The sequence below is a fragment of the Providencia sp. PROV272 genome, from assembly GCF_049901975.1.
Taxonomy (GTDB): domain Bacteria; phylum Pseudomonadota; class Gammaproteobacteria; order Enterobacterales; family Enterobacteriaceae; genus Providencia; species Providencia stuartii.
In genome coordinates this window covers 2460948-2479021 of sequence record NZ_CP096291.1, presented here as the reverse complement: position 1 = coordinate 2479021, position 18074 = coordinate 2460948, and the positions used below count along the sequence as shown (strand labels likewise).

Below are 18074 nucleotides of genomic sequence, written 5' to 3'. Positions count from 1 at the left end.
TTAACATAAGAAAAGTTAAGTAAATCCACTTAGTTCATGGTAAGAAATGACGAAAAATGAGGTAAATACAATTAAAAGTAAAAACGATAAATCTATCCCACTTTATCTGTTTCAAAAATAGAAGGTCTATTATCAATAAAGTATTTAACCTCATAAGATCACCTTACTCTATTTTGAGCTAATAATAGTAAGGTGCTATTTTCAAGGAAATAAATATTTATTATTCGCTTAAAGCAAAATCAACAGCTTTTTGAGCATGTAAAGCCGTTGTATCAAAAATAGGTACCAATGTATCATTTTGATCTACCAATAGCGTGATCTCTGTGCAACCCAAAATGATCCCTTCCGCGCCATTTTCAACCAGTGATGCCATAATTCGTTGATATTGCTTTTTAGATCCGTTAGTGATTTTTCCTAGGCACAGCTCTTGATAAATGATGTCATGAACAATTTTTCTATCTTGGTCGTTAGGTGTGAGCACAGATAAATTGTATTTTTCATGAAGACGATCTTTATAAAAAGGTTGCTCCATCGTAAAAGCCGTACCTAATAAACCGATTTTTCTAATGCCTGAATTGATAATGCGTTCGCCAGTCGCATCAGCAATATGCAGTAAAGGAATATTAATGTTATTCTCAATTTGCTCGGCAACTTTGTGCATTGTATTAGTACAAAGCGCGAATTCAGATAATAAGTGCAACGCTCGGTCATGTTAGATGGAAGGACGGTTAGCTACTGATAAGCTATCCTGCTCTTCCGACCAAAGATGAGCGAGTAAGTATGAAGTATCAGCAACTAACCGAAGGACAACGATACCAGATATCGATACTGCGTGAGGATAATTTATCCTGCCATGAGATAGGTATCCGTATCGGTGTAAGCAAGTCCACGGTCTCCCGTGAACTGAGGCGTAACACTTCAGATACTGGTTATAACCCACAACAGGCACACCAGAAGTGCTGTGATAGGCGGCTGTCATCTGCCAAAAGGACAATTCCTCAGCAGACCATAGATTTCGTGATATTTGCTCTGGAGTGGAAGTGGAGTCCTGAGCAAATAAGTGCAATTGGCAGCATTATTGGTCTTAGCGTCAGCCATGAATGGATTTACCAGTATATCTATGCGGATAAGCGTAGCGGTGGCGAGTTGTACAGGCATCTTAGGCAGGGCAAACGGCGATATCGTAAGGGCTACGGGCAGAAACGAGGGCGCATCCCTGATGCGGTATCCATTGAGCTACGGCCGTCAGTCGTCGATGACCGTAGCCGTCTGGGGGACTGGGAGGCCGATTTGGTGCAGGGTAAACAGGGCACTGGTGCTATCGTGACACTGGCAGAACGCAAAAGCCGTATTTACCTGACAAAAAAGGTGTTTTCAAAGGATGCGGTGGAAGTCAGTAAGGCCATTATCTCACTGCTGAGTGAGTATCAGGATGTATGTCACACAATAACGTTCGATAACGGTCTAGAGTTTAGTGAGCACAAGGCGATAGCAGAAGCACTGAACGCAGATACGTACTTTGCCCATCCGTATGCCTCGCATGAGCGTGGGCTGAACGAGAATACGAATGGGTTGTTAAGACAGTTTATCCCGAAAGGAACAGACCTGCGGACAGTGACAGAAGAAGACTTACAACGCTATCAGGGAGCGTTGAACAGCAGGCCACGCAAGTGTCTGGGGTTCAGACAACCTTCGGTGGTGTTTGCGGAGCTAAGAAAGGCGGCTTAGCGTTGCACTTCGGACTTGAATCCGCCGTTTTTGGCGTACATATGAAGGTGAGCCTTTAATTAATGATGACAGTGATGAAATCAGGTATATCGAAAATGGCTGGTCTGTTGCTATTCCTGCTGAATACATTAAGCCCAAAATAAGGTTGGAATTCGATTATCATGGAAAACAAGGTACGCTATCTGATATTTATGTCGGAGCCCCAACAGAACTTCTGCTCCATACTATCGATATCGGCATGTTGACTCCCTATAGAGGAGAATTAGCATTTCAAAAAAATGCTGAATTACAACGCCAATATTTCCAACAAATCCCTATTAATCGTTTAATCGTCTCTCACTACGCTCCGATCCACTTAAAAGAGATTGTTCTTCCTTCAGGAAAACATTTAACTCATCGTTCAGATGATGATGGAGATGGGCATAATGGGGATATGCGAGAGCAAATTTCTAAAGATCTTATTTCAGATGGCATTAATTTAGCCAATTACGGCGTTCATTCATCGGCGACAAAAGAAAATAACTACTTACCTACCGCACAAATTACGATACATAATTCCCGTGGTATATATAAAAATGGTTTACAAGAGCACGGTTGGTCAGGAGGAGCGGGAAAAGCCACATTATACAATACCGTAGATAATGAATTTAGTCATGAACTGGGTCATAATTATAAGATTGGTCATTACTTTAAGGGATTTAAAGGCGGTGTTCATGCAACCCCCGATAAACCTAATTCAACATGGGGATGGGATGCCGACAACAACTTTTTTATTCCTAACTTTGAAAAAAAGAAAACAAATAAGTACACGGTTTTAGATGCGCGTGATCCTAATGCAGAAAAAGCAGAACCCTATATGCAACATGCAATGCTAAAAGATGCTATGTCTGGTGGTGAGCTATACGATAAAGCGTACAATGCGTACACATTACATACCCCAACAACGGCTCAAGCTATTCAACATTTTTTCGAGAACTCTGCAATATTTAGCAAAACATCGTCAACAGGTTATCAAAAGTGGGATCCCAATACACAAACAATGCAAGAGTACCTGCCTCCTCATACAAAAAATATTTCTTTTGTAGATGTACCAATAGTAGATAATCAAGATGTTACGGAGACAACTTTATCAGCGCTACTTAATAAAAATGACCATATAAAGATAGAGAGTTATAATTCTCACTACCCACCCAATATTTATCTACCTCAAGCGGATCACAGCAATAAAAATAAAGTGATTGAGATAGATTGCACTTCTCAATGGAGTATTAAACTACATGTTAATGGTAATAAGCAGATAATCAGCCACAATACAAAAGTGTATTATGTTTCAAATGGAGATTCATGGGAGCCGTCCTCTGAATTAACCTTCATTCAAAAACCCGTAAAGCAAGGCGTTCCGGTTGTCACTTTAGTCGGTTTTTATGACCCACAAAATCAATTAAAAAGCTATATCTACCCTGCGTTAGAAGGCTCTTATGGGATGGTATACAACAACGATACTATCGATACGACTAAACCATATCTTGCAGTGACGCTACGTAATGGTGAGGTAAAACAATATCAACTTGATCAACACCGATTTATTAGCCAGTTAATGAATAAGTTCCACATTAATATTGAACGTCGCTTAGAGCCAGTAAAAGCAGAGTTATATGTTAAAGGGCAACGAGTCTCATCACAGCATATTGAACTAACTGATCAACCTCTTCCTACCACCATCAATGGTATTATTCAAAGTTAACTCTTGTGTACGCCTACTACAATACGTATAGGCGTCGTTTCATCGTCGCCATTAGCAATAATGGCGCTTTTAGCTGATATCACCACATTTAAATTGCGCTTCCTATAGAGCTATGTTATTCCCATTATTTCTTATTGATGCTTTTCGAGGCCGTTATGCTAAAGATCCTAGGTCGTACCACATCAATCAATGTTCGCAAAGTCCTGTGGGCTGCACAAGAAGCTCAACTTCCCTTCATTCATGAGCCACAATGGGGAGATGAGTTAAGCCTAAAATCTGCTGATTATCTTAAGCTTAATCCTAATGGGCTCGTCCCCGTATTAACCCACGAAAATGGTATTTTGTGGGAAAGTAATACAATTTGCCGCTATATTGCCACCAAGGCACAACGCTTTGATCTGCTGCCTGAAAGCCCAGAAGAAAAAGCAGACGTTGAAAAATGGATGGATTGGCAAGCAACTGAACTAAACAGCGCATGGCGTGCTGCTTTTATGGCACTTGTTCGGAAAAGTGATAGTTTTATCCAGTACCCTGAATTGATAGCTAAAAGTACTGATGAGTGGAACAGTAAAATGCTGCTGCTTGAAGCAGAGCTTGAAAAAAATGGTAATTTTATTAATGGAAAACAATTTACGGTAGCCGATATTACTCTAGCACTCTCTATACATCGCTGGTTGCTTACACCGATTATTAGGCCAAACACCCCTGCTATTTCACAATATTATCAGCAAGTATTAACGCGTCCTGCCGCTAAATTATATTTAGACCCCAATATCCCTTAATTTCAATAACCGATAATTAGTAAAGTAGAGTGTGCTAAATAAATTAGCACACTCCATTAATTATTTGACTAATTTACAAGTACGGCCTTTATCATCAGTAATGCGATTGTTAACAACATCATCTTCAGAAATTGTGGCTAAATTAAACTCATTCTTCCCATGAGACCACAACTGCATGTTTTCGCCAACATAACGAGCACCATTTGCTGCTGGAGCGCTTTTTAACACGATAAGTTCATCGCTATAAAGCATCACAGCGGTATTTTCATCAGGGAATGAAACCCTAATTTTCTGATCTTCACACTTATAAGTGTCCGTTTTTGCCGCAAAAGCAGATGACGCTGTTAATGCAGAAACAAGTGCTATAGCCGAAACTGAAATAACTTTACGCATTTTTTCTCCTTAAATCGCTTTGAGAGGTTCTTACCTCTCGGCGATATCATGACAAATCTCATTTTTTGATACATAAGATTCATCCGTAATTATTCTTTTTTCGTCATTTCATTTTATTTTTTTAATTTATCTAAGAGTTTCTACTTGTTATTTTAATAGCTTAAATAATCTATTGCCCTAAAAAAATAGTTGTTATAGAAGTATTCTTAGTTATAAAAAATATAATGGAGAAACGGATATGAAAACAATTGGTTTAATCGGGGGAATGAGTTGGGAATCAACTTTGCTTTACTACCAGCAGATTAATGAAGGCATCAAGCAACAGCTTGGCGGTCTTCATTCAGCAAAAATCGCTTTATATAGTGTCGATTTCGCTGAAATAGAACATATGCAATCGGCAGGGCAATGGGAGCTTGCGGGTCAATACCTTGCGCAGGCAGGAAAAAACGTAGAGCAAGCAGGTGCTGACTTTGTTGTACTTGGCGGATTCAAGTCCGAAGTGCAACGCTAAGCCGCCTTTCTTAGCTCCGCAAACACCACCGAAGGTTGTCTGAACCCCAGACACTTGCGTGGCCTGCTGTTCAACGCTCCCTGATAGCGTTGTAAGTCTTCTTCTGTCACTGTCCGCAGGTCTGTTCCTTTCGGGATAAACTGTCTTAACAACCCATTCGTATTCTCGTTCAGCCCACGCTCATGCGAGGCATACGGATGGGCAAAGTACGTATCTGCGTTCAGTGCTTCTGCTATCGCCTTGTGCTCACTAAACTCTAGACCGTTATCGAACGTTATTGTGTGACATACATCCTGATACTCACTCAGCAGTGAGATAATGGCCTTACTGACTTCCACCGCATCCTTTGAAAACACCTTTTTTGTCAGGTAAATACGGCTTTTGCGTTCTGCCAGTGTCACGATAGCACCAGTGCCCTGTTTACCCTGCACCAAATCGGCCTCCCAGTCCCCCAGACGGCTACGGTCATCGACGACTGACGGCCGTAGCTCAATGGATACCGCATCAGGGATGCGCCCTCGTTTCTGCCCGTAGCCCTTACGATATCGCCGTTTGCCCTGCCTAAGATGCCTGTACAACTCGCCACCGCTACGCTTATCCGCATAGATATACTGGTAAATCCATTCATGGCTGACGCTAAGACCAATAATGCTGCCAATTGCACTTATTTGCTCAGGACTCCACTTCCACTCCAGAGCAAATATCACGAAATCTATGGTCTGCTGAGGAATTGTCCTTTTGGCAGATGACAGCCGCCTATCACAGCACTTCTGGTGTGCCTGTTGTGGGTTATAACCAGTATCTGAAGTGTTACGCCTCAGTTCACGGGAGACCGTGGACTTGCTTACACCGATACGGATACCTATCTCATGGCAGGATAAATTATCCTCACGCAGTATCGATATCTGGTATCGTTGTCCTTCGGTTAGTTGCTGATACTTCATACTTACTCGCTCATCTTTGGTCGGAAGAGCAGGATAGCTTATCAGTAGCTAACCGTCCTTCCATCTAACATGACCGAGCGTTGCACTTATTATCTGAATTCGCGAACCAAATTCATCACAAACAAATAATTGGCTATCACCTTTTTTTATCGTTATTTTTTGGTCACCATAGAAAACATGACTGTCATAGTCAGCCTCTGATGAAAAATAAATTTTTTTATTTTTAAAATTGGGATGAGTTTCTAATGTAAAATGACGGGCCCAATTAGCATTACGCGTTGCGATATGGATGTTATCATTGTTATTGATAACTTCGTTAAAATAGCAAATATCTTTTGATATTTTTTGCAATTCCTTGTTTTTATTTATCTTGATATCAAATGATTGAGGCAAGGCATAGTTAACCGTACTTTGGGTATCCGAAGAGTAAATTGACCATACACCTTCATCATCACTAATAAAAAGCTTAGTTTCACCCGTAGTAATTCTAACTTCATTATCGCCATAGGTAATATCACTATTAAAATAAGCTTGAGAAGTGAAAAGTATTTTTTTATTGGCATATTGTTTACTATTGGGGATAATAAAATCTTTCGCCCAATGGTAATCTCTGGTTGCTATTTTAATAGTGTCATTTTTTTTAATAATATCTTGGAATAATTTGGGGTTCTTAGAGATATGATTAATATCATCATTTGTCGTAAATTCCACATCAAAGGTTTCGGGGGTTTTGTATTTATCAATATTTAACGCTTGTTGATAGTGAAAAGACAATCTAGATTCGTCACGAGTAAACCAACGACCTGTTTCATCGCTTATCATAACAAAAGATTGCTGTGCAGAGAGAGGTATTGAATTATTTCTATATTTAATATTTGCATCGATATTATCCGCTAAATTCAATATGAGTTTTTTATTCGGGCGTTTTTTTAAACTATCTAAGTTAATAGATAAATTTTCAGCATCAATATCGACTCTAATAATGTCATTTTCGGTCATAAGTTGATTGAGGTAGTTTGTGCTCTCAGTCAATTCTTTAATCTTTTTTGATGCATTGATAGTAAAATCAAACGATTTAGGAATAGTAAAATCGTCAGGTGTTAAGCGGGTAAACCGTTGCTCAGTGCCTGCAATTTTAGGCAGTTTTGATGGTGGAAGTAGGTAGGTTGAATATATCTTTTCATTATCCTCATTATAGACCTTAATATTTAATTGCTCATTTTCTTTGATTTTTTCATGAGGCTTAAATATCACCAATGTTTTACGGCCTGAAACGAGATGAGGTTGTATATCATCATCAATTCGATTAATGGCTGGGATAATGCTATGTTGAGCATAAAATACATTCCCCTTAAGATCCCCTTGGATATCACTTGGATAATTATTTGTATTATAGTAAAAAACTTTCCCTAGTTTTTCTTTGTATTCAGACAATAACTTATTATACACCCCTTGTTCATCGGTCATTTTTTTAATCAGCGCATGATTATTAATCTGTGTATCAAATAACCGTGAGATAACAAGGTTATCTATCAACGATTGCCAAAAATCAAACAGTGTATTTGGGTTATTATTAAGGTCATTAAGACCTAATAAATGAGATGAATGAGTATCATTTTCTTTATTTAATTGTGTTGTCGGTATCATCACTTCATGACGATTTTGGCAAATGCAAATTGTCAAAGCTAGCATATAAATCCTTTTAATTGATTAGTTTATTGCTAATATCTTCATTTTATTAGCAGTATTAGATAATAAAGAAAAAAATAAAAATGATAAGCAAATTATTTTATAGTTAATCTTAATTTAGCCAAATAATCAGTCAATTTTTCATTCTGAACACTTGAATTTCTTGATTTATTCATTAATAGCAATTCGCTTAGAGATAATCCCATCGGTTAATAAAATAGAATGAATATTTCATTTCTTTACGAAAGAAATCACCAAGATCTCAAGGGGTAAAAAAGGCGCCGAAGTCCCCTTAATCAGGGGATAGAATGAGAGAAATCTGTGATCTTTGTAACATAATTTTCTGACTTTCCACTTAATTTCGTTATCAACACAACAAAAACAAAATTTTCATATAATAAAAATTGGAATATATGTTTCATTAATGTATATCTATGTTATCGCCATGTTAAATATTGGTGACATCAAAACACAACATGTATTCATAATCAGTGGGAAGGGCAAAATGAAAAATATCATGAAATTAACCGCGCTGGTTGCTGTATTGGGTTTAACACCGAGTGTGATGGCTGAAAATGAGCAAATTGTCTTTAGTCCGCCAACATTGGCTAGCCCGTTTGAAGTGCATATGCAGAAATCGGCGGTGAAAACCGCTAAAGAGTTAGGAGTCAATATTCAAGTCTTAGATGGGCAAGGTAGCTCACCTAAGCAGGTTGCTGATATTGAAAATGCGATCACACGAGGTGCACAGGGCTTTATTGTGTCACCTAATGATGTCAATGCCATTGCCGATGCGGTGGTTGAAATTCAAAGCGCTGGCTTACCGGTGGTGACTCTTGATAGAACCATTAATGCACAACAACCGGTGCCGCATTTTGGGGCTAATAATTACAAAGGCGGTTACGCCATTGCGGAATATGTCAAAAAGCAGTTTCCAAATGGCGCCGATCTGATCTTAATTACAGGACAACCTGGCTCCTCATCAAATATTGAACGTACGAAAGGGATCCGCGATAGCTTAAAAGAAGGGGGGAGTAAATACCGCTTAGTCGCTGACCAAAATGGTAACTGGATGCGAGCGGAAGGGATGCGCATCACCGAAAGTTTATTGCCTTCACTCGCGAAAAAACCGGATGTGATCTTATCTGCTAACGATGATATGGCCCTTGGTGCGATTGAGGCGCTGAGCGCACAAGGTTATAAACCGGGCGACATTTTAGTGACAGGTTTTGATGCAAGTCCTGAAGCACTTAGTCGTATTAAGGAAGGTTGGATGGCTGTAACGGCTGATCAGCGCTCAGGCTACGCAGTAAAAATGGCGATGGGGCAATTGGTCGATAATATTCGTGACAAAAAAGCGATCACAGGCGCGGATTACCCTCCCACAATTATTAGCAAAGATAACCTTGATCAAGCGGAACGTATTGGTGAATTGAAATAGTCATTTACAGTGCTATTCAGGGCTCGGTGAGCCCTGTTTTCCTGAAAAGGAGTTTTTATGTCAGAGCCACTACTTAAAATTACAAATCTTGCCAAAAGCTTTTCAGGGATCTGGGCGCTAAGTCAAGCCCAAATGACAGTGATGCCAGGAGAAGTGCATGCGTTATTGGGGGAAAATGGTGCGGGTAAATCCACGTTCTTAAAGGCACTTGCAGGCGCTCAACCGCAAACCAGTGGTGATATTTGGTTTAACGGTGAATTGCTTTCCATAACAGATACCCCGATTGTTCGCCAACAAAAAGGGATTATTACTATCTATCAAGAATTTAATTTGCTACCGAATATGACGGTAGCGGAAAACATGTTTTTAGGGCGTGAAGCGCTAAAAATGCGTTGGATGGTTAATGAAAAAGTCCTTAATCAGGAAGCCAAAGCGATCCTTGATTATCTTCAATTGGCAATTTTGCCAACGACCCAAGTGGCACGGTTAAGTGTTGCCCAGCAGCAAATGATTGAAATTGCACGTGCACTGACGCTCAATGCTAAATTAATTGTGATGGATGAGCCTTCAGCGGCTCTAAGCGATACTGAAGTAGAAAGTCTGCATCGTGTTGTTAGGGAATTGAAAAACCGTGGGGTGAGCGTCATTTACGTGACACATCGCTTACATGAAGTTTTTCAGATATGTGACAAATTCACGGTATTTCAAGACGGCAGATACACCGGATCGGGGAATGTGGCTGAGACCTCAGTACAAGAGATCATACGTATGATGGTTGGGCGGAATGTGATTTTTGAACGTAGGCCGGCCAGCGAAACATATCATCGAGACAAACCGATTCGCCTATCGGTGAAACATTTATCGAAAGCTAAGCCACCTTTAGATCCTCATGGTATCGCGCTTCACGATATTAGTTTTGATGTTCATGAAGGCGAAATACTGGGTATTGCGGGCCTTATGGGGGCGGGAAGGACTGAGGTGGCACGCTGTTTATTCGGCGCAGATAAATATACCACGGGTGAGTTTATCCTTGATGGTGAGCCTTATCAGCCAACGACCCCAATGAATGCACTGGATAAGGGGATTGCACTCGTTCCAGAAGATCGTAAAAAAGAAGGCGCCGCGTTGGGATTATCCATTCGCTACAACCTATCACTTTCAGCGTTATCACATCTACTTAAAATGGGGTGGATGGTGGATAGCAATAAAGAAAACGCCTTGATAGAAAGCTACAAACAAGCACTACAAATCAAAATGGCCAGCAGTGAGCAAGAAGTGCGTAAATTGTCTGGTGGTAACCAACAAAAAGTCATTCTTGCACGGTGTATGGCCATGTCGCCAAAAGTATTAATTGTTGATGAGCCAACTCGGGGTATTGATGTTGGAACCAAATCGGAAGTTCATCAGGTTATTTTTGAGATGGCGAAAAAAGGCGTTGCGGTTATTGTTATTTCTTCTGATTTACCTGAAGTCATGGCGATTTCAGACCGGATCATCACGTTGAGCGAGGGCCGCTTAACGGGGGAGATTAAAGGTGATGATGCAACAGAAGAGAAGTTAATGATGATGATGGCTATTTGCCATCAAAACTCACCAGCAGAAATGGTCGTATGAGAGGTTTACATGTTACAACAACAATCTTCTACGGCGGTCGGCCGTAAAAAAATAGATTTCATCGCTTTTTTTGAGCGCTTTGGTGTCTTGATTTTTATGGTGCTGTTGGTGCTATTTTTTCAAACCCAAAACAGTAATTTTCTGACTGAACGCAATATCACTAATATTTTAACCGAAGTGTCTATCTATGGAATTATGGCCGTGGGGATGACGTTGGTGATTTTAACCGCTGGTATTGATTTGTCTGTTGGCTCAATACTGGCGGTTTGCGCGATGACAGCGGCGTTTGTGATTAAAGGTGATAATTTAGTCGGCTTAGATCCTAATGCTTGGGGAGGGATGAGCTGGTTAGTTGGATTAGCTATCTGCTTAGCGGTAGGCACAGGGATTGGGTTTTTACATGGTCTTGGGATCACGCGGCTGAATATTCCACCATTTATCGTCACATTAGGTGGCATGACAATTTGGCGTGGGCTGACATTAGTGATTAATGATGGTGCACCAATCTCAGGTTTTGATGCTGGCTATCGTTGGTGGGGGCGTGGGGAGCTACTGGGGATCTCGGTGCCTATTTGGATCTTTGCGATTGTGGCATTGATAGGCTATTTAGCGCTGCATAAAAGCCGCTGGGGGCGTTTTGTTTACGCAGTTGGCAGTAATCAAGAAGCAGCTCGGTTAGCAGGGGTGAACGTTAAACGTGTTCTTGTCAGTGTGTATGTGGTGATTGGCTGTTTAGCTGGGCTGGCTGGGTTTGTGCTGAGTGCACGTTTAGGGAGTGCTGAAGCGGTAGCGGGGATGACATTTGAACTGCGCGTGATCGCCTCTGTTGTGATTGGTGGTACATCATTAATGGGGGGATATGGTCGTATCGGAGGAACCATTATTGGCTCAATCATTATGGGAATATTAATTAATGGTTTAGTTTTAATGAATGTTTCAGCGTATTATCAGCAAATTATTACTGGACTGATCATTATTTTAGCTGTTGCTTTTGATACTTACGCCAAAAATAGACGTGGTGCCAGTTAAATATTTTCACTATTTATAAAAGATAAACGCCTTTTTATTTTAATAAGAAGGCGTTTATCATAAGAAAATAAGGATTTAACGCTAAGAAAATACAGGTTGATACTTTTTAAATTTTAGTGCTAATAATATTGATATCTTATAAAAATTCCACCTCAGATAGTTCCCTTGTGAAACTAATTAGTTTAATTTCATTCACTTATATTTTATCGATGCTATACTATTAGGGTTATTTTTGAATTTTGAGTAAAATTTAAAATAACCCATGCAGTCAACACTGGCTATGTTTTTGATATTCAGCTTATTGCTGAATTTAAATGTTGTAGTTAAGGAGTCGATATAATGGTAAGTAATAATGCAGCACGTCGCTTATTAGGAATGCCTTATAAGTTAAGTCGTTCTAAGAAAAATATTCGAGTTTCTGTCGTAGCAAAAGAAAATGTGACGGAACAGCTGCCCGCTGAATTACAAAATCAACCTGTAGTTGCGGCATTAAATAATAAAGCGACAGAGAAAAAAACCTACCACTCAACAACGGTATTCTATCCTGAATATGTTATTAGCTAATTAATTGAGTGAATGTTGACCCTCTGGCATTGCTAGAGGGTTAAAAACACCAAATGATATTCCTACCTCATTTCTTACTCTTTTTCTTGCAACCAGTACGACCGCTACCTCATCTTCATATTAGAATGGTCAATATGTGATTATTGTCACTATCTAAAATTACAAATAAACAAAATATTGAGACGTTTCCGATGAAAAAGTCATGGAACTTGGTTACATTGAATTGGCGTATAAATAGAAATAGGGTAGGTATTCCCGTTGGCTTATTTTAAATATTTAATTTTTTGTTTTTGTGTTATTTCAGTGGCAGGATGTTCGACAGGCTTTAGAACGGATGAAGAAAGTAACCGATTAAAATTTAGCATTCAACAAGCCAATACGATACCGATTAAAGAATCTGTAGAGGCGCTCTCCGCTGCTGATATGTTACCTGGCGATATTTTATTGTCTTCCGCAACGGGAATTAATTCATGGGGTATCCGTCTTTTTAGTATTAGCGGGGTGAGCCATGCCTCAATATATTTGGGGGCTGGTGAAGTAGCGGAATCTGTCGGCAGTGGCGTGAGGATCATTACGCTCGATCAAGCTATCTCGGACTCAAATAATATGGTGGTGTTGCGGCAAGAGGGGTTAACCTCTATTCACGCCCATAAATTACGTGAATTTTCTATGCAAAATGAAGGGGGCAAATATAACTTTAAAGGGATAGTGATGATAGCGCCTTGGATGGTGACAAAGCGCGTTTGTGAATTACCTTTTATTGGTCAAACGATCCGTAATTTTTGTTTGAGAACGTTAGCGACGGTACAGTTAGGTAGCGATGTAGACCAAGCTAACGGCTTCTTTTGTTCGCAGTTTGTCCTTGATGCCTATAAATATGCAGGACTTCCGTTATTTGAAGGGAATTCAGCGTGGATAACGCCAGCGGATATCCTTCATATGCGAACAGGGGATGTGCCGACCTTTGTTCCGACCCATCGTTTAAGCTATGTAGGGCACTTGAAATCTTGGAGTTTATCGAGTGCGCTTCACCTGAGATAAATATCGTCAATAAAGTGGGTTTGTGGCGACGTGTTAATGAAAAAAAAGGCCAACTCAGAGAAGTTGGCCTGCTAAAACTGGAAGCAATGTGAGCAATGTCGTTTACGAAAGCTTGAGTAATTTACTCAAGTATTCGTTAGGTAAAAGATAACCATTCTCATTTGATAAATCAACCCTTTTTTATGTCTTATTATGCGAATTTTACCCCCTATAAATTCGTTTTTATAAAAAATAATTAAAATTCAATGCGTTATTTTTGGCTCTTTTAAGGATAATTTGAATAAATTTTTATAAAACAAGTTAGTACTCGAAATAAGTTGTTCGTTATACTTGTCAGTATCCTTCCTACACCGTCAGCACAAAGGTCAATCTTTGATGAGAACATTACGCATTGGTATCGTAGGGTTAGGCTCTATTGCGCAAAAAGCCTATTTACCGATACTGAGTAAAACAGATAATTGGCAACTGATAGGGGCATTTTCACCAAATCAAAGGAAAGCAAAAATCGTCTGTGATAACTATCGTATTCCACTGTATTCAGATATAAAACAGCTGGCCCAGCAGTGTGATGCGGTTTTTGTACACAGTAGTACCGCCAGCCATTTTTCAGTTATTTACAGTTTGTTATCATACGGCGTACATGTGTATGTTGATAAACCGCTTGCTGAGACACTTTCCCAATCAGAGCAATTAGTGGACTTTGCACATAAACAGAAACGTTCGCTTATGGTTGGGTTTAATCGGCGCTTTTCACCTTTTTATCAAAAACTCAAACAACACCTCAGTCAAGTTGCTTCATTACGTATGGAAAAACATCGTAGTGACAGTCTAGGCCCTCAAAATGTCCGTTTTACTATGCTAGATGATTATTTACACGTTGTAGATACCGCTATCTGGCTCGTGGGAAGTGAAGCAAAATTATTGGGAGGCAATATTATTGCAACTGAGGAGCAAGCGTTATGCTATGCAGAGCATCATCTGAAAGTGAATGAATGTTTAGTGACGACATCAATGCATCGCCGAGCGGGTAGTCAACGCGAGCAAGTTGCAGCAATTTGTGATGGTGGGGTCTACCAAGTGACAAACATGAATCATTGGATGAGTGAAAGTCACGAGGGGATAAAACAAAAACAACCTTCTAGTTGGGAGTCGATATTGGTTCAACGTGGATTCGATGGGGCTATTCGCCATTTTATTGATGCGGTGAGCCATGGTAGCGAGCCTGACGTCAGTGGTGAGCAGGCGATTTATGCTCAACAAATGGTAGAGAAAATGTTAAGCATTGCGTAAATACTGTTCATTGTTTCTCAGCTCATAAACCATTCCATACCAGTCTTATATAGGATTAATATGTTAAGTTCGCATCAAGCTTCAGAAATTTTATTTGTTGCAGGTTTTGGTCCGATAACACGTGAGCCTAATGTAAGTTATGCTTTCTATGTTAAAACTTTAGGTTTACCTTTAAAGGCAATGGAAGGTAATCAGGATTATTTCACCAGCGAAGAAGAACAGCTTAGTGGCGTTAAACATTTTGCGTTATGGCCATTATCTCAAGCTGCACAATCTTGTTTTGGTGTCGATCATTGGCCGGAAACGCACCTTGTTCCTCAAAGCTGGATAGAATTTGAAGTCGCTAATTTATCAAAAGCCACTCAATGTTTTATTAATGAAGGTTATTCCATTTTAGTTAATGAGCGAATGGAACCTTGGGGACAAATGGTTACACGCTTACTTAGCCCCGAAGGAATGTTGGTTGGTTTAACCGTTACACCATGGTTAAGAGAATAATAGTTAATAATTTGTAGCGAGAGATCTCATTTATCTTGTTGTTTAAGAGACATTCTTGCGTATTTGATTATAATTTTGTTGTTAACTTAAATTCTTTTTTCTATCAGGAGGGGTTATGTATAAAACGATTCTGGTTCCTATAGATTTAACTGAGGATGAACTGACAAGTAAAGCTGTTCGCCATGCAGTTAATTTAGCTAAACAGTCTGGTGCGAAAATTCATTTGATCCATGTGCTACCAATCTCTTCTGCTATTATTAATGCGTATGCACTTGGTTATATGGAAATAAAAGACCGTGCAACCGTTAAAGCAGAAGAAGACATGAAAATGTTGATGGATACGATTGATTTACCACTATCTGATGTCAATTATACCATAACGTTTGGCTCACCTCGTGATGAAGTGATTAATACTGCAAAAGACATTAACGCCGATATTATTGTTATCGGTTCACGCCGTCCGAATATTTCTACACACCTCCTAGGCTCTACCGCAGCGGGCATTGTTCGTTACGCAGAAACCTCTGTATTGGTAGTTCGTTAATTTTTTAAATAAACCTATGCTGATATTTAGCATAGGTTTTATTGAACCCATTATTTTTTATTTTACATGATCGTCATAAAGCGATGAGTGATTAAACCTTTTTCTTTTATCTTGTTGGGTATCAGGTATTGAGTGTAACAGTTCAGCCGAATAGGCCCTATTTTTATTGGGAATGGTGAGCTTATTTATGGAAAAGTTTTCGCAAGAAGTTATCCGCATTGAACATTTCTTATTCAGGGTATTACGTTTTTATTTTTTGTCGCTATTGGTTTTTTTCCTTGGGCTGTTACCCGGTATTATTGGCTTTTATTTTATTGAAGGTCATTCTTTGATGGAGTCAATGCTTAATGCATTATCCATGCTAAGTGGGCAAGCAATAGAGCCTGCACCAATCACGCAAGGTGGGCGTTTTTTTATCGCAATATATGGGCTGTTTTTACAGAGCGTATTCATTATTAGTATTGGCTTAATTGTCACACCTTTTTTGCACCGCATCTTACATAAATGGCACTTAGAAGATAGTTAGCATATTGATAAAATTGTGAACTTGCTTTAACAAATCGTCTGGTAGCTCACGGCAGTTTGTTTTTATTAAGACTATACTTTTGGTGAACAAAAAAGATAAACATTCACAAAGTGTATCCTAGTTATCACATCGCACTAAGGGATCACAGGTGGATAATAGAATGATGACTAATTAATAGGGGTATCGCATGTACAATAAAATTTTGGTTCCCGTAGACATTTCTGAAGATATTCTGACGGATAAAGCATTAAAACACGCAATTTATTTAGCAAAAATGTCGGGGGCAAAAATACATCTTTTCCACTCAGTTCCTGATGTTTCAAGGTTCTCAATGAGCTATAGCTATCATTATGATCTTTTATCTTCATTTGCTAAAAAAGCCGTTGAACGTTCAGAAGAGCAGTTAAAAGAGATTATTGCTAAGATCGATTACCCACAAGAAGATATTTCTTACAAAGTCGCTTTTGGTTCACCGAGAGATAAAGTGTTAGCTGAGGCAGAAGAAATAGGTGCGGATCTGATTGTGATTGGTTCACGTAACCCGAGTATCACAACGCACTTACTAGGGTCAAACGCATCAGGCATTGTTTCTTATGCGAAAATATCTGTACTGGTAGTCAGATAACCCGCCAATACAATAAGGCCAGTATTATACTGGCCTTATTAACGCTCTAATCTTTAACGCAAATCTATTACCATCTTAGCCCAAAGCAAGGCTAAAATTCGCATCGAAAAAGCAGATGGTGCTTATTCATCCCTATTAAATCAATATAATAGAGATAAAAATTATTTACCTTCCACTGCCTCTTTAGCTGCTTTAATAGCTTGAATGCCTTGTTCACATGCTTGTTCTTGAGCATCTTCTGGATAATCAGCGAGTGCTTTTTTCGCTTCATCCAATTGATGTTTCATCTCAGTGATCCTTTCTTTAACATTAGGGTCATTTTTGTACTGCTCTTCAGCTTGTTTAACCAGCACATTCATTTCTTGGAAATGAGTATCGCAATTTTTTCCTGCATTCGCACCAAATGCAGCTAATAGTGCAGCAACCCCGAAAGCAACTGAAAATCTTTTTTTCATAATTTATTCGCTTTTTTGATGTAACAATAAAACGAGAATAGCATTCCATATTCAAAAAGACATCACCTCTCTTAATCAATATTTTCTACTGTAGGTAATTTTGCTGCATATTAGGAATTATCTGTAATAACAGCACCGCGTGAATAGCATAATTTGCAAAAAGATAAATGAGAATCATTCTTGACTCTGTTGCAATTTAAAGTGTACAGTTAAGTACACTTTTTTGTGGGGGAGCTAGGTATGCAAAATAAGACGATTATTGATACGGCTGAGTGGCCAGTTTGTGTCATCCATTCATTTCCAAAAACCTTAGATGAAACGCGTTTATGGTTAGAAGAAATGGATATGTTATTGGCAAGAAGGGCGCAATTTGTATTAGTTTATCCGCCGGTCAAACAGAGCAAAGAAAAACCGTCTGAGGAACATATGAATGCCATGAAATATGTTCGCCGTTGGTTAAAACATGCTAAAGAGCCGATGGTTGAACACTGCCGTGCAATGGTGGTGACGTTACAACCAGATGGGAGTGATAAAGAAGATATGGAACAAATGGCGCCGTTACTTTCTGCATTTTATGGGCCTGAAGTGTTTATTGAACATAACATCGCCGCAGCGAAAAAATATGCTACGGCATTGATTTCTTAATGACGATGACC

18 protein-coding genes and 2 pseudogenes are annotated in these 18074 nt (G+C 39.3%); 15 read left to right on the top strand and 5 right to left on the bottom strand.

The features are described from left to right. Positions 1-220: 220 nt before the first annotated feature. A pseudogene (locus M1E93_RS11335) lies at positions 221-676 on the bottom strand (aspartate/glutamate racemase family protein); the annotation flags it as partial. A gap of 104 nt (positions 677-780) precedes the next feature. On the opposite strand from M1E93_RS11335, the gene M1E93_RS11330 reads away from it, so the two are divergent. The 3 genes from M1E93_RS11330 to M1E93_RS11320 all read left to right on the top strand — a co-directional run bounded on the left by M1E93_RS11330 (position 781) and on the right by M1E93_RS11320 (position 4254). Then, a complete protein-coding gene (locus M1E93_RS11330) occupies positions 781-1728 on the top strand; it encodes an IS30 family transposase (RefSeq protein ID WP_140035165.1) in 948 nt (315 codons plus the stop codon). Between the two features lie 19 nt (positions 1729-1747). Then, positions 1748-3472, top strand: a complete 1725-nt coding sequence (locus M1E93_RS11325) for a M66 family metalloprotease (RefSeq protein WP_426207287.1) — start codon at positions 1748-1750, stop codon at positions 3470-3472. A gap of 155 nt (positions 3473-3627) precedes the next feature. After that, positions 3628-4254, top strand: coding sequence for a glutathione S-transferase family protein (locus tag M1E93_RS11320; protein WP_104873424.1), 627 nt, complete (start codon positions 3628-3630; stop codon positions 4252-4254). A 60-nt stretch (positions 4255-4314) separates the two neighbouring features. On the opposite strand, the gene M1E93_RS11315 is transcribed toward M1E93_RS11320, so the two are convergent. After that, a complete protein-coding gene (locus tag M1E93_RS11315) occupies positions 4315-4647 on the bottom strand; it encodes an MliC family protein (protein ID WP_004919278.1) in 333 nt (110 codons plus the stop codon). 238 nt (positions 4648-4885) lie between these two features. On the opposite strand from M1E93_RS11315, the pseudogene M1E93_RS11310 reads away from it, so the two are divergent. Beyond that, positions 4886-5128, top strand: a pseudogene (locus M1E93_RS11310) (aspartate/glutamate racemase family protein); the annotation flags it as partial. 26 nt (positions 5129-5154) lie between these two features. On the opposite strand, the gene M1E93_RS11305 reads toward M1E93_RS11310, so the two are convergent. Together M1E93_RS11305 and M1E93_RS11300 are read right to left on the bottom strand one after the other, a co-directional pair. After that, a complete protein-coding gene (locus tag M1E93_RS11305) occupies positions 5155-6102 on the bottom strand; it encodes an IS30 family transposase (protein ID WP_140035165.1) in 948 nt (315 codons plus the stop codon). A 48-nt stretch (positions 6103-6150) separates the two neighbouring features. Then, complete coding sequence (locus M1E93_RS11300) at positions 6151-7794, bottom strand: hypothetical protein (RefSeq protein ID WP_426206926.1); 1644 nt, start codon at positions 7792-7794, stop codon at positions 6151-6153. A gap of 514 nt (positions 7795-8308) precedes the next feature. Between M1E93_RS11300 and M1E93_RS11295 the strand changes: the two genes are divergently transcribed. The 10 genes from M1E93_RS11295 (at position 8309) to M1E93_RS11250 (ending at position 16963) form a co-directional block, all read left to right on the top strand. Further along, positions 8309-9232, top strand: a complete 924-nt coding sequence (locus M1E93_RS11295; RefSeq protein ID WP_426207286.1) for a substrate-binding domain-containing protein — start codon at positions 8309-8311, stop codon at positions 9230-9232. 57 nt (positions 9233-9289) lie between these two features. Beyond that, a complete protein-coding gene (locus tag M1E93_RS11290; RefSeq protein WP_004919284.1) occupies positions 9290-10846 on the top strand; it encodes a sugar ABC transporter ATP-binding protein in 1557 nt (518 codons plus the stop codon). Positions 10847-10855: 9 nt separating this feature from the next. Next, the gene (locus M1E93_RS11285; protein ID WP_004919287.1) at positions 10856-11875 is read left to right on the top strand and encodes an ABC transporter permease; all 1020 of its coding nucleotides are present in this window, start codon (positions 10856-10858) and stop codon (positions 11873-11875) included. A 339-nt stretch (positions 11876-12214) separates the two neighbouring features. Further along, positions 12215-12439, top strand: a complete 225-nt coding sequence (gene sra / locus M1E93_RS11280) for a stationary-phase-induced ribosome-associated protein (RefSeq protein WP_004919289.1) — start codon at positions 12215-12217, stop codon at positions 12437-12439. A 258-nt stretch (positions 12440-12697) separates the two neighbouring features. Continuing rightward, positions 12698-13480, top strand: a complete 783-nt coding sequence (locus tag M1E93_RS11275; RefSeq protein ID WP_014658248.1) for a YaeF family permuted papain-like enzyme — start codon at positions 12698-12700, stop codon at positions 13478-13480. A gap of 375 nt (positions 13481-13855) precedes the next feature. Then, complete coding sequence (locus M1E93_RS11270; RefSeq protein ID WP_169342163.1) at positions 13856-14770, top strand: Gfo/Idh/MocA family protein; 915 nt, start codon at positions 13856-13858, stop codon at positions 14768-14770. Positions 14771-14830: 60 nt separating this feature from the next. Continuing rightward, positions 14831-15268: a glyoxalase/bleomycin resistance/dioxygenase family protein gene (locus M1E93_RS11265; protein ID WP_060561299.1), complete on the top strand. Its 438-nt coding sequence runs from the start codon at positions 14831-14833 to the stop codon at positions 15266-15268. Between the two features lie 115 nt (positions 15269-15383). Further along, positions 15384-15812 (top strand): universal stress protein, encoded by a 429-nt coding sequence (locus tag M1E93_RS11260; RefSeq protein ID WP_004919294.1) that lies wholly within the window; start codon positions 15384-15386, stop codon positions 15810-15812. Between the two features lie 187 nt (positions 15813-15999). After that, complete coding sequence (locus tag M1E93_RS11255) at positions 16000-16338, top strand: hypothetical protein (protein WP_004919295.1); 339 nt, start codon at positions 16000-16002, stop codon at positions 16336-16338. Positions 16339-16525: 187 nt separating this feature from the next. Continuing rightward, positions 16526-16963 carry a universal stress protein gene (locus M1E93_RS11250; RefSeq protein ID WP_004919296.1) on the top strand — a complete coding sequence of 146 codons (438 nt, stop codon included), beginning with the start codon at positions 16526-16528 and terminating at the stop codon, positions 16961-16963. 161 nt (positions 16964-17124) lie between these two features. On the opposite strand, the gene M1E93_RS11245 is transcribed toward M1E93_RS11250, so the two are convergent. Beyond that, complete coding sequence (locus tag M1E93_RS11245) at positions 17125-17418, bottom strand: DUF5339 family protein (protein WP_426206924.1); 294 nt, start codon at positions 17416-17418, stop codon at positions 17125-17127. A gap of 240 nt (positions 17419-17658) precedes the next feature. On the opposite strand from M1E93_RS11245, the gene M1E93_RS11240 reads away from it, so the two are divergent. After that, positions 17659-18063: a hypothetical protein gene (locus M1E93_RS11240; protein ID WP_014658252.1), complete on the top strand. Its 405-nt coding sequence runs from the start codon at positions 17659-17661 to the stop codon at positions 18061-18063. Positions 18064-18074 lie beyond the last annotated feature (11 nt).